Origin of the sequence: Lichenicola cladoniae (assembly GCF_013201075.1) — a bacterium.
Lineage (GTDB): Bacteria > Pseudomonadota > Alphaproteobacteria > Acetobacterales > Acetobacteraceae > Lichenicola > Lichenicola cladoniae.
Map to the genome: position 1 here is coordinate 412,027 of NZ_CP053708.1, position 12,314 is coordinate 424,340.

General features: G+C 65.8%; 7 protein-coding genes. 5 read left to right on the forward strand and 2 right to left on the reverse strand.

Translation table 11 applies throughout. The features are described from left to right. Positions 1-3 precede the first annotated feature (3 nt). Positions 4-2,550: a DNA ligase D gene (gene ligD / locus HN018_RS01750; protein WP_171836127.1), complete on the reverse strand. Its 2,547-nt coding sequence runs from the start codon at positions 2,548-2,550 to the stop codon at positions 4-6. Between the two features lie 181 nt (positions 2,551-2,731). On the opposite strand from ligD, the gene HN018_RS01755 reads away from it, so the two are divergent. The 3 genes from HN018_RS01755 (at position 2,732) to HN018_RS01765 (ending at position 5,848) form a co-directional block, all read left to right on the forward strand. After that, the gene (locus HN018_RS01755; protein ID WP_239478939.1) at positions 2,732-4,948 is read left to right on the forward strand and encodes an amylo-alpha-1,6-glucosidase; all 2,217 of its coding nucleotides are present in this window, start codon (positions 2,732-2,734) and stop codon (positions 4,946-4,948) included. Between the two features lie 349 nt (positions 4,949-5,297). Further along, a complete protein-coding gene (locus tag HN018_RS01760) occupies positions 5,298-5,546 on the forward strand; it encodes a type II toxin-antitoxin system CcdA family antitoxin (protein WP_171836126.1) in 249 nt (82 codons plus the stop codon). Then, positions 5,546-5,848 (forward strand): CcdB family protein, encoded by a 303-nt coding sequence (locus tag HN018_RS01765; RefSeq protein WP_171836125.1) that lies wholly within the window; start codon positions 5,546-5,548, stop codon positions 5,846-5,848. The genes HN018_RS01760 and HN018_RS01765 overlap by 1 nt, the downstream gene beginning before the upstream one ends. A gap of 1,200 nt (positions 5,849-7,048) precedes the next feature. Here the strand turns inward: HN018_RS01765 and HN018_RS01770 are convergent. Then, positions 7,049-8,785, reverse strand: coding sequence for a bifunctional protein-serine/threonine kinase/phosphatase (locus HN018_RS01770; RefSeq protein ID WP_171836124.1), 1,737 nt, complete (start codon positions 8,783-8,785; stop codon positions 7,049-7,051). Between the two features lie 152 nt (positions 8,786-8,937). On the opposite strand from HN018_RS01770, the gene HN018_RS01775 reads away from it, so the two are divergent. Both HN018_RS01775 and HN018_RS01780 read left to right on the forward strand, forming a co-directional pair. Beyond that, positions 8,938-10,149: a nitrate/nitrite transporter gene (locus HN018_RS01775; RefSeq protein WP_171836123.1), complete on the forward strand. Its 1,212-nt coding sequence runs from the start codon at positions 8,938-8,940 to the stop codon at positions 10,147-10,149. After that, a complete protein-coding gene (locus HN018_RS01780; RefSeq protein WP_171836122.1) occupies positions 10,149-12,302 on the forward strand; it encodes a molybdopterin oxidoreductase family protein in 2,154 nt (717 codons plus the stop codon). The genes HN018_RS01775 and HN018_RS01780 overlap by 1 nt, the downstream gene beginning before the upstream one ends. Positions 12,303-12,314: the final 12 nt, after the last annotated feature.

A 12,314-nucleotide genomic window follows, 5' to 3' on the forward strand; every position in this document is an offset into this window, starting at 1 on the left:
TTTTCAGCTCTTCTTCTTGCGGGCGGGTTTATCGGAAATCCCCGGCAGGTCGCGCGCCTCGTCGGCGAAACCTTCCCAGGGATCGGCTTTCTGCCTGGCCAACCGGGCCGGGATCGTGCGCAGGTTGAACACCTGCGGATCGAGCGTCTCGGTCACTTCGCGCCAGGCCAGCGGCGTGGCGACGCCGGCTCCCGGGCGCGCACGTGGTGAGAACGAGGCGATCGCCGTCGAGCCGAGCCCGTTGCGCAACCAGTCGACCAGGATCTTGCCGTCGCGGTCCTTCTTGCGGGTGGTGGAGATGAACCGGCCCGGCGCATCTGCTTCCATCGCCTCCGCGAATGCCCGGCACCAGGCCCGCACCTGGTCCCAGCCTGCCTTGGTTCGCACCGGCGCCACCACATGCAGCCCCTTGCCGCCGGAGGTGCGGCAGAACGCGGCAAGGCCGGCTGCCTCGAGGCGCTGCTTCACCTCGCGGGCCGCCTGCACGATGGTCGGCATGGTCACCCCGTCGCCGGGATCGAGGTCGAATACCAGCCGATCGGCATGGACCGGATCGGCCTCGCTCGATCCCCAGCTATGCAACTCGACCGCAGCGATCTGTGCTGCCGCGACGAGCCCCGACGCGTCGGCGAACGCCACGTAGGGCGCCCCATCCGCTTCCGCCTCGTGCAGCGCTTCGGGCATGCCGCGCCCCAGATGCTTCTGGAAGAACTGCTCGCCGCCGATCCCGTCCGGGCAGCGCACGAAGGCCAATGGACGGCCGACGATGCCGGGCGCAGCCTGTTCGCCGACCGTCTGCCAATACAGTGCCAGATCTTGCTTGGTCAGCGCGGGACCATTCGCATCTTCCGGCCAGAGCGGCCGGTCGGCATGGCTGATCCGGACACCGCCGATCTCGGCGGCACCGCGCTCGGTCTTGCGTGCGACGACGATGGTGGCGCGGCTGGCGGTGGGCTTCGGGTCGGCCTTGCTCTCTCTCGACGGCCCCGGCTGCTTTTCTGCAGTCCCAAGCTGGGTCCGCTTGGCATCGGAGGGTGGGATCGGCCGCACCACCTCGTCGGCCGGCTTGTCCTCGCGCAGCCCCTGGAAGCTCGCGTGCCGCAACATCCCGCCACCAGTAAAGCCCGCATACGTCAGCTCGGCCACCAGCTCCGGCTTTACCCAAATCGTGTCGCGCTGCGGCTTCTCGGTGCCGAGCATGCTCAAGGGCGTGTCGATCCGCAGCACCTCAAGCCGTTCGGTCAGCGTGCGCAGGATGCGCGCGGAAAATCCGGTGCCGCAGCCGCCGATGAAATAGAGCTGGCCGCCATCGTCGCGAAACCCGAGCTGCAACGACCCAAGCCCCTGGCGCGAGCCGGCCGGCGGCGTGTAGCCGAGGATGATGAACTCCTCGCGGTTCTCGCACTTGACCTTGACCCAGTCGCCACCGCGACCGGGCCGGTATGGCGCATCGAGCCGTTTGCAGATGATCCCTTCCAGTCCGATCGCGCACACCTCCTGCTTCACCCGCGCGGTGTCCGACTCCAGATGCTCGCTGAACCGCAGCGGCCCCGCCTTGGGCACGTCCTGCATCAGCTGCTCGAGCGCCGTGCGACGTGCCGAAAGCGGCTGCGGCCGAAGATCGGTCCCGTCCAGATGCAGCAGGTCGAACACGTAGTAGGACAAGGACCTGGTCCGTCCGGTCGAGAACGCGTCCTGCAGCCCGGCGAAGCTGGAGATGCCGTTCTTGCCGAGTGCGACCAATTCGCCGTCCAGCATCAGCGTCCGGGGTTCCATCGCGGCAACGGCGGCGGCCAGGTCGGGCAGGCGTTCGGTCCAGTCGAGGCCATTACGCGTGATGATTCGCACCTGGTCGCCGTCCTTGCGCGCCAGCATTCGATAGCCGTCGAACTTGACCTCGCTGACCCAGCCTTCGCCGGCGGGTGGGGTGCGCACCAGCTGGGCGAGCTGTGGCGCCTGGGTCTCCGGAAGCTCGGCATCCCCCTTGCGTTTCGCGGGTGCCTTCTTCTTCGACGCTCTCGCCGGTTTGGCAGCACCGAGCTTGCGTTCTTCCAATGCGGCGGCATCCGCTCCCTCGCGCTCGAACTCGTCGTGCTCCTTGATGAGCAGCCAGCTTTCGGACTTCTCGCGCGGCCGGGGCTTCAGCCTGATCAGCACGAAGCCACCCTGGAGGCGCTCGCCGTCCAGCCGGAACTTGAACTCGCCCTTGGCGAGCGCCGCCTCGGCATCACCGTTGATCGGCGCCCAGGTGCCGCGATCCCAGATCTCGACCGTGCCGGCGCCGTAGTTGCCCTTCGGGATGGTGCCCTCGAACGCCGCGTAGTCGACCGGATGATCCTCGACATGCATCGCCAGCCGTTTGTGGTGCGGGTCCAGCGACGGACCTTTCGGCACCGCCCAGCTCCACAGCACGCCGCCATGCTCCAGCCGGAAGTCCCAGTGCAGGCGGCTCGCGTCGTGCTTCTGCACCACGAACAACGGTTTACCCTCTGCGGATGCCCCCTTCGAAGGCCCCGGACCCGGCTCCGGGGTGCGCGTGAAGTCGCGCATCTCCCCATAGACTCGTTTCGATTGGGTTGTGTCGCTCGCCCGATCTGCCATCACCCGACGCAACGTGCTCGCCTATCGGCCGGTTGCGGACTTGCGGAGGGTGGAGTTCTCTCTGGATAGAGCCACCTGAGCATGCTCGCTCGCACAGGCCCGGGCATGATCGCCCGCAAAGGATAGTCGCTTGGATAACCAGCCGGACCTACCGACCGCACAGCCCGCATCCGACGCCGTATCCGACCCGGCGGCCCCGCAGGACGGCTATCCGGTCTCCGCCAGCTCGGTCATGGCTGTGCGACGGCTGCATACGCTGAAATACGGCGACCTTTTCGGGGTGTTCGACCAGAACGGCAACATCCTGTCCGGACCCGGCATCGCCGACGGGCTCTATTATCTCGATACGCGCCATCTCTCGTCTCTATCGTTGTCGATCAACGGCACCCAGCCGATCCTGCTGAGCGCCACCCTGCGTGAGAACAACGCGACTCTGTCCTGCGACCTCACCAACTCCGACATCCAGATCGACGGCAAGACCCTGGATCACGACCTGTTGCATCTGCGCCGGACAGTGTTCCTGCGCGAGCAGACCTCCTACGAGCGGCTGCAGGTACGGAACTATGACGTCATCGCCCGCACCGTGGTCATCGAGCTGTCGTTCAAGGCCGACTTTGCCGACCTGTTCGAGGCCCGCGGGACGAAGCGGCTGCGTCACGGCACCCTGCGGGCCCCGACGGTCAGCGACGATACCGTCCTGATCGCCTATGACGGGCTCGACAACCGGCTGCGCACCACCCGGCTGCGCTTCGGGCCCAAGCCGGACCGCCTCACCGCGACCAGCGCCCGCTTCACCCTCACGCTGCAGCCCGGCCAGCGCCAGCTGATCCATATCGAGACCGCCTGCGACCCGACCGATACCCCGGAACGCCCGGTGTCCGAGGCGTACCTGGTGGCGATGGTGGAGGCACGACGCAGCCTGCGGCATGCCTCCTCGCGGGCGGCCGGCATCGCCTCGTCGAACGAGATCTTCAACGAGGCGATCCGTCGCTGCATCTGCGACATCTATATGCTGCTGACCGACAAGCCGGACGGGCCGTATCCGTATGCCGGCGTCCCCTGGTACAGCACCGCGTTCGGCCGCGACGCGCTGATCACCGCGATGCAGACGCTCTGGCTGGACCCGGCGATCGCCCGCGGCGTGCTGGGCTACCTGGCCCGTCACCAGGCCGAGACCGAGGATCCGGTCGCCGATGCCGAGCCGGGCAAGATCCTGCACGAAGTACGCCACGGCGAGATGGCCGAGCTTGGCGAGGTGCCGTTCCGCCACTATTACGGCAGCGTCGATTCAACGCCGCTGTTCGTCATGCTGGCAGGCGAATACCTGGACCGCACCGGCGACGTGTCGATGATCGCGCGCCTGTGGCCGAACATCGAGCGGGCGATCGAGTGGATCGACAAGTACGGCGACCGCGATGCGGACGGCTTCGTCGAGTATGGCCGGCGCAACGAGAACGGTTTGGTCAACCAGGGCTGGAAGGACAGCTTCGACTCGATCTTCCATGCCGACGGCACGCTGGCGGAAGGCCCGATCGCGCTGTGCGAAGTGCAGGGCTACGTGTATGCCGCCAAGCGCGCCGCCGCGATGATCGGCCGCCGGCTCGGTCATGCCGTGTTCGCCGAACGCATGGACGAGGAAGCCGAGGCGCTGCGCGCAGCGTTCAACACTGCCTTCTGGGTCGAGGAACTCGGCACCTACGCGATCGCGCTGGACGGCAAGAAGCGCCCTTGCAAGGTGCGCTCCTCCAATGCAGGCCAATTGCTCATGTCGGGGATCGTCCCGCACGACCGGGCGGCCCGGATCGTCGCCGGCCTGATGAGCCGCACCTTCTTCACCGGCTGGGGCATCCGCACCATTCCGGCCGGCGAAGCCCGCTACAATCCGATGGCGTATCATAACGGGTCGGTCTGGCCGCACGACAACGCCCTGATCGCCATCGGCATGGCCCGCTACGGCTTCAAGGACGAAGCCGCGCGCGTGTTCACCGGCCTGTTCGACGCGTCGCTCTATGCCGACCTGCGTCGTCTGCCCGAGCTGTTCTGCGGCTTTGCTCGCCAGCGTGGCGAGGGTCCGGTGCGTTATCCGGTCGCCTGCAGCCCGCAGGCCTGGGCCGCCGCCACTATCCCGTCGCTGATCCAGTCGACGCTGGGTCTGCGCTTCGATCCCGCGACCGCAACCGTGCATTTCGAAAGGCCGCAACTGCCGGCGTTCCTCGATGAGCTGACCCTGTTCAACCTCGAGATCGCCGGCGGCCGCGCCACCGTCCATCTGCAACGTCTCGGCACCGAGGTCGCGCTGAACGTGATCGAGCGTCATGGGCCGATCAAGGTGCAGCTGACGAGCTAGCGAGCCGACATATTGAACGAGCAGTTGATTATTGTCGGAAATGCATGTGTTCGGCTTACGGTTCGTGATCTCAACCTTCGATCATGAACCGGCGCATGTTCATCTCAACCGATGCCGGTTGGGCAAAGATCGACAAGTCGGACATCATAAGCGGCGCGGTCCGATGCACGTTGGATGGTAGCATGACAGCCGCGTGCTCAGCTTGTGAAACGTCACCCCGAAGAATTCAGAGCGCCGCGAAGCCGGCTCCAGAAGGGCGCTCAGCTAGCCGCAGGCTCCAGAGTAGCCTGTGTACCTTGCATGCGCATACACTATGGGCATATGGTCGGGGGTATTGATGGAGATCTCGATGCCGCGATCTATCGCACCTGCTTCCGGATCCCGGCGCGCTACAAACGTGACGTTGCCTGAGACACTGCTGCGGGAGGCACGCGATCTTGGGATCAACCTGTCGCAAGCCTGTGAGCGCGGCCTGGCTGCAGAGGTTGCTTCCCTTAGAAGACAGCGCTGGCTCGAGCAGAACCAAGACGCCATCCAGTCTTACAATGAACAGGTTGCGCAGAACGGTCTGCCACTTGCTGCTTATAGGCAGTTCTGATGGCGCGCCTGGACGTACATCCGATGCCGGGTGAGGGCGAAGGGTATGTCGTCGACGTTCAAGCCGAATTGCTTGCCCATCTTAGTACTCGGGTTGTCGTGCCACTGATGCCTGAAGAAAAGGCAACCCGACCGATCAGCGAGCTAAACCCAATCTTCGAGATCAAGGGCAAGCCGCACGTCATGGTGACGCAGGCACTCAGCGCCGTTTCCGGCCGTGAGTTGAAGCGTGCCGTTGCATCACTCGATGCGCAGCACGATAGAATCACTCGCGCGCTCGACCTGCTGCTCGTGGGGTTCTAACGGGCTTGACCTGACCTAGAGCGACTATCCATTTTCGCGGTGACGACCTAACGATGAGGACGAGGGCGATTGCCTGATGACGTCTTCAAAAGATCGTAGTTCGCTGTTTTTTTATTAAAACCATTATGTGCTGGTCGAGACGGCGATGCTGGTCATCGCGGGCTTAGGCTGGAAATGGCGGGTCAGCCAAGCCAAGCGGTAGGCCCCGCGTAGATCCGGATGCCGATCAGGATCGCCCCGAGCCCAAGAGTAACGACGCTCAACAGGATTGCCGAACCGCGTTTGCGCGGGTAGCCGACGAGCGAGCCGGCCCATAGAAGTATCTGGGCTTAGGCGAATGCGACGACGCACCCGACGATGTCGAGCGGCAGACTGTATTCAGCCAGACCGGTCACCAGGGCGCAAGTTCCAAGGGCTATCAAGGCATACGCTCAAGTCTTAGTTGTCGCTGTCGTCGTCATCTCTGAATCGCCCGGCGCTTAACTTCGATCTGATATCGTCGCCATTGCTCCGTATCATGTGCCGCATCACTCGCTGAGGCTCTAGAGAGGCTGCCCGGAATTGCAGAGCCAGCGGCCGCAAGTCCGGCTCCGACAACGGCTTTGCCGATAATTTTGACGCGGACTGCGTTAGTGCTTTGCTGGCGACGCGTGTTGCTGCAAGCGCTACGGCTCCTTCAACAAGTTCTTTCGGGAGAGCCACCGCCACCGCTGCGCCGAAGACGATTGGAGCAACAAGCTTGGCGACGTCGCGCCCCAACGCATGCCAATAGCCGGGCGGCTAATAAGTCGTCTACCCAATCAGGCGACGAAATGTGCGCGCTGAGCATCCGGCCAGTACGCGGGCGATAGGCAAATACGGTCAACGTGAGCGCGGTTCAAAAACATTTAACTAAATCAAGGTTTTACAAAACGACTACCCGCCACTCGCTGCATGGTGGCAATTCAATCCCACCGAATGCGGAGACTCTGAAAGAAACGACGGATAGCCGGTGATCTCGCTGTCGAACTCCTCCCGCGCGTCAGGTCATTCCAGCCTTGGTCATCAATGCGGCTTCTGGACCAACGTCGGCGTCAAGCGGGTCTTGAGCGGCAAGATGATTGGATGAGGTTGGTCAATCGTGGCGTGCCACAGCCATCAATCAATTCTCGCTGCCCTGCGGTAGAAGCTTGCCGGATAGGTTCAGCAAGATATCGACAATCACCAGTCTGCCTGCCTCAACACAAGGCTCAACAAAACCAGGACCAGCAGCAACGATACCGCCTGCCAGAACCGCACCGGATTGCGCGTCAGCAACGTCAGGCGGTCGTGCAGGAACACCCCAGGCATTTCGGCGCCGTGTTCCAGTTCCAGGATCAGTTCGATCACATCGTCCTGGCGGTCTTCCGGACGCACCGCGACTGCACGGGTGAGCACCGCGCCGAGCCAGCGCGGCAGGTCCGGCCGATACGTCGCCAGCGGGGTCGGGCGCCCGAACTGCGGTCGCTGGAACGGCTCGATCTCGCCATACGGCCAGGCGCCCGACCAGGCCCGATACAGCGTGACCCCTAGCGCGAACAGATCGCTGCGTGCATCACCGGAGCTGCTTCCGGCCAGTAGCTCGGGCGCCATGTAGCTGGCCGTCCCCGGCACGCCTGGTGAACTTCCGTCTCGTGCGGTCTGATCCGCCAATCCGCTCACCAGCGCCACGCCCAGATCGAGCAGCCTGACCCCGCCGCTGAGGTCGAGTTGCACGTTCTCCGGCTTAATATCACGATGGATCACGCCTGCGCGGTGCAGCGTCGCGACCGCCTTGCCGAGCTTTGTAGCGATCGCCAGCCCGGCGCCGAGCGACAGCGGCGGTGATCGCCGCAGCCTTTGGTCGAGCGTTCCGCCGGAATGGTACGCCTGCACGGCATAGAGCATCGTTCGCCGATCCGCCGGCAGCGGAACAGGCGCCGCCAGCCACGGCGAACGCACCCGTAGCCCGATCCATTCCTCCCGAAGCACCATCCGGCGCGCCGTCTCGTCCGGTCCCGCCGGGAACTTCAGCACGACGTCGCCGAACTCCCCGAGCAGGTCCAGCGCCACGAACACCCATGCGTGGCGGCCACGTGCCAGCAACCGCACCAGCCGGAAGCCGTCCACCTCCTGTCCGGCCTGCGGATCGGCCAGCCTGTCCAGGCCGGACAGTGCCAGGATCAGCTCGTCCTGCTGCACCGGTGGCAGCGCCTCGACGTCCAACACCGCGACGCTGACATTGTCGGTGCTGCGGGCGCCAAGCGCTGCCTGCACCAGCCGCTCCGCCGCCAGTGCCGGGTCACCCCGGGTCAGCACCGCCACGATCTCGGTATCCGACAGCACCCCGTGCACCCCATCCGTGCACAGCAGGAACCGGTCGTGCACGTGAACCGGCTCGGTGGCGGTGGCGATCGCCAGCTCGTTCGACAGCCCGATCGCGCGGGTCAGCATATGCGTCTGGCCCGGCCGCTCAGATGCGTGATCCGTGGTCAGGCGGAACAGCCGCCCATCCCGCAGGCAATAAAGCCGGCTGTCTCCGACATGTACGATATGCGCGACCCGGCCAAGCATGATCAGTCCGGTGAAGGTGGTGGCCATCCCGTCCAGCGCCTCGTCGGTCCGGCCGACTGCGTGGATCCACTGGTTCATCGCGTTCAGCGCCAGGGCTGCGCGTTCACGCATACTCCGCAATGGGCTCTGGCTGCTCTGTGCATCGATGAAGCCACGCACCGTGGTTTCGGCAGCTTCGCGACCGCCCAGATGCCCGCCGACACCATCCGCAATAGCTGCCACGAAACCTTGATCCGCAAGCATGGCGATGTCGCCGCCGCGAAACGCGACGAAATCCTCGTTGCGTCCACGTCGTCCCTGGACGCTGCACCAGCCGAAGGCGAGTGCAGGGACAGCCGTCCCGTCGCCGCAACGCTCCGTCTGCATCAACTCCGCCTATTCCGCAGCAGCCCGGAATTATAACTTAAATAATATGCCTTTTTTGACATCATCAAGAGCGTAGGGGCTGACACCGGCTCAGTATTTGCACAGGATGCGCGCTTATGGGGCGGTTGGTCTCGAACCTGGAAGGGTGATTGATGATCAATAGGGCATTTCTCAAGGCGGGCCATCTTCCGACCCTGTTCTCGGCCTTCTTCTATTTCGACATGGCGTTCATGGTCTGGGTGCTGCTCGGCCCGCTCGGCGTGCAGATCGCCCACGCCCTTCACCTCAACCCGGCGCAGAAGGGCCTGATGGTCGCGGTGCCGATCCTGTCCGGCGCGCTGCTTCGTGTGGTTGCCGGATTACTGGTCGATCGTTTGCGTCCGAAGCGTACCGGCATCATCGCCCAGTGCATCGTCCTGGTGACGCTGCTTGCAGTCTGGCTGTTCGGCATCCCGTCCTACTCCGCGGTGCTGATCCTCGGCATGCTGCTCGGCGTGGCCGGCGCTTCCTTTGCCGTTGCCCTGCCGCTGGCATCCCGGTGGTATCCCCCGCAATACCAGGGTATCGCACTCGGCATCGCCGGGGCCGGTAATTCGGGCACGGTGTTCGCCGCCTTGTTCGCACCGCTGCTTGCCGCCAGGTTCGGCTGGACCACGGTGTTCGGCCTGGCCGCCATCCCTGTGGCGATCGCTTTCGTGACCTACCTGGTCCTGGCCCGCGACGCGCCGAACCCGCCGGCCCCGCGCCACCTGCATCAATATGCCGACGTGCTGCGCGACCGCGACGCCTGGTGGTTCATGCTGTTCTATGGCGTGACCTTCGGCGGCTTCTCCGGCCTGGCCTCCTCGCTCACCATCTATTTCAACGCCGATTACGGGCTCGGTCCGGTGCTCGCCGGCGAATGCACCGCCGCCTGCGTGTTCGCCGGCTCGATGGTCCGTCCGCTGGGCGGGGCCCTTGCCGACCGGATCGGCGGCATCCGGTCCCTGTCGGTCATGTATGGCGTGGCAGCGGTCGCGCTGCTCATCGTGTCCACCCACCTGCCGACGCTGGGTGCGGCACTGGTCGTGTTCATCGTCGCCATGCTGGCGTTCGGCATGGGCAATGGTGCGGTGTTCCAGCTGGTCCCGCAGCGTTTCGCGCGCGAGATCGGCGTGATGACCGGGCTTGTCGGCATGGCCGGTGGTGTCGGCGGATTCCTGCTTGCCTTCTCGCTCGGCACCGCCCGCCAGTATGCCGGCGCCTACGGGCCCGGCTTCCTGATCTTCGCGGTGCTGGCCCTGGTCGCCCTGTTCGGACTGATGTCCGTGAAAAGCCGCTGGCGCACCACCTGGGGCGCTCTTCCCGGCGTCGCCCGGATCTGATGGCGGATAGCGCCGCCCTCGATCGTGTGATCACGGCGCCCTTGAGCAGCGTGACGGCCGGAACCGCGACGCACTGCCCATACTGCGCCCTGCAGTGCGGGATGATGCTGAACCAGGACCGGGACGGCGCCTGGAGCGTGTCGGCGCGCGACTTCCCGACCAACAAGGGCGGCCTGTGCCGCAAGGGCTGGACTTCGGCGGCACTGCTCGATCACCCCGAGCGCCTGACCACGCCGCTGGTCCGTGACAGCAAGGGCGGCCCGTTGCGCCCGGCGAGCTGGGACGAGGCGCTGGACCGGATCGTCGCCGGCATCCAGCGCATCCAGTCTGCGCACGGCGCCAATGCCATGGCGGTTTTCGGCGGTGGCGGCCTCACCAACGAGAAGGCGTACCTGCTCGGCAAGTTCGCGCGCCTCGCCCTGCGCACCGGCAACATCGACTATAATGGCCGCTTCTGCATGGCCTCGGCAGCGGCCGCCGGGCTGCGCGCATTCGGTGTCGATCGCGGCCTGCCGTTCCCGCTCGAGGACATCCCCGGCGCCGAGACGATCCTGATCGCCGGCTCCAACCCGGCCGAAACCATGCCGCCGATCATGCAGTATTTCGAGGCGCAGCGGGCGCGTGGCGGCAAGCTGATCGTGTCGGACCCACGACGCACCGCAACCGCCAAGCTCGCCGACCTGCATCTGGCGCTGACCCCCGGGACCGATGCGGCGCTGGCCAACGGCATCCTGAACGCCGCGATCCATGCCAAGCTGATCGACCCGATCTTCATCGACGAGCGCACCACCGGCTGGCCCGCCACCCGCCGCTCCGTCGCGTCCTACTGGCCCGATCGCGTCGAGCGCCTGACCGGCGTGCCCGCCCGCGATATCGAGCGCGCTGCCCACATGCTCGGCGAGGCCGCCACCGCGATGATCCTGAGCGGCCGCGGTCCGGAACAGCAGAGCCAGGGCACCAACAACGCGCTGGCGTTCATCAATCTCGCGCTGGCGCTTGGGCAGGCCGGCCGCAAGCATTGCGGCTGGGGCTGCATGACCGGGCAGGGCAACGGCCAGGGCGGCCGCGAACACGGCCAGAAGAACGACCAGCTCCCCGGCTATCGCAAGCTCGACGATCCCGGCCACCGTGCCGCCGTGGCCAGGGTCTGGGGCGTCGATCCCGATACGCTGCCGATGCCCGGCATGCCGGCAGTCGCGATGCTGAGATCGCTTGGCCAGCCTGGCGGCGTACAGGGATTGCTGGTCGCCGCGAGCAACCTCGTCGTTTCCGCACCCGATGCCGCCAGTCTGTCCGCCCGACTGTCGGGCCTGGACATGTTCGTGGCCCTCGACCTGTTCCTGACCGAGACCTCCTCCCTCGCGGACATCGTGCTGCCGGTGCCGCAATGGGCGGAGGAGGGCGGCACCATGACCAACCTCGAGGGCCGGGTGATCCAGCGCGTCCAAGCCCGCACTCCGCCGCCTGGCGTGTGGTCGGAGCCGCGGATCCTGTCCGAACTGGCGTCCCGGCTCGGGTGCACGGCAGCATTTCCGTCCGAGCCGGCCGAGGTGTTCACCGAACTCAGGCGTGCCAGCGCCGGCGGCGTCGCCGACTATGCCGGCATGGCGCCCGATCGGCTTGCCGCGCGGGACGGCCTGTTCTGGCCCTGTCCAGACGAGAGTCATCCCGGCACGCCGCGGCTGTTCCTGGACCGCTTCGGCCATCCGGACGGCCGCGCCCGCTTCCATCCGGTCGAACGGCGCCTGTCCGCCGAGGAGCCCGACGATGCCTATCCGCTCTACCTCACCACCGGCCGCGTGCTGACCCACTACCAGAGCGGTGCGCAGACCAGGCGCGTGGCCGAACTGCAGGATGCCGAGCCGGCGGCGTTCGTCGAACTGCATCCCGATGCTGCGCGACCGCTCGGCATCCGTCCGGGCATGCTGGTCCAGGTCAGTACCCGTCGCGGCAGCGTGACGCTGGCGGCCCGCGTCACCGCCGACATCAGGCGCGACACGCTGTTCGTGCCGTTCCATTGGGGCGACGCATCCAACGCCAACCTGCTCACCATCGATGCCGTCGACCCGATCTCGCGCATGCCGGAACTGAAGATCTGCGCCGCCCGGATCGCCGTCGCACCCGCCGAAGCCGCGCCGGTCGCGGCATCATGACCCACCCACCAT

What these genes read in the sequence shown, in the direction of transcription:
- ligD (WP_171836127.1), bottom strand. Translation starts at nt 2,550, where the DNA reads ATGCGCGACTTCACGCGCACCCCGGAGCCGGGTCCGGGGCCTTCGAAG.
- HN018_RS01760 (WP_171836126.1), top strand. Translation starts at nt 5,298, where the DNA reads ATGCCGCGATCTATCGCACCTGCTTCCGGATCCCGGCGCGCTACAAAC.
- HN018_RS01765 (WP_171836125.1), top strand. Translation starts at nt 5,546, where the DNA reads ATGGCGCGCCTGGACGTACATCCGATGCCGGGTGAGGGCGAAGGGTAT.
- HN018_RS01770 (WP_171836124.1), bottom strand. Translation starts at nt 8,785, where the DNA reads ATGCAGACGGAGCGTTGCGGCGACGGGACGGCTGTCCCTGCACTCGCC.
- HN018_RS01775 (WP_171836123.1), top strand. Translation starts at nt 8,938, where the DNA reads ATGATCAATAGGGCATTTCTCAAGGCGGGCCATCTTCCGACCCTGTTC.
- HN018_RS01780 (WP_171836122.1), top strand. Translation starts at nt 10,149, where the DNA reads ATGGCGGATAGCGCCGCCCTCGATCGTGTGATCACGGCGCCCTTGAGC.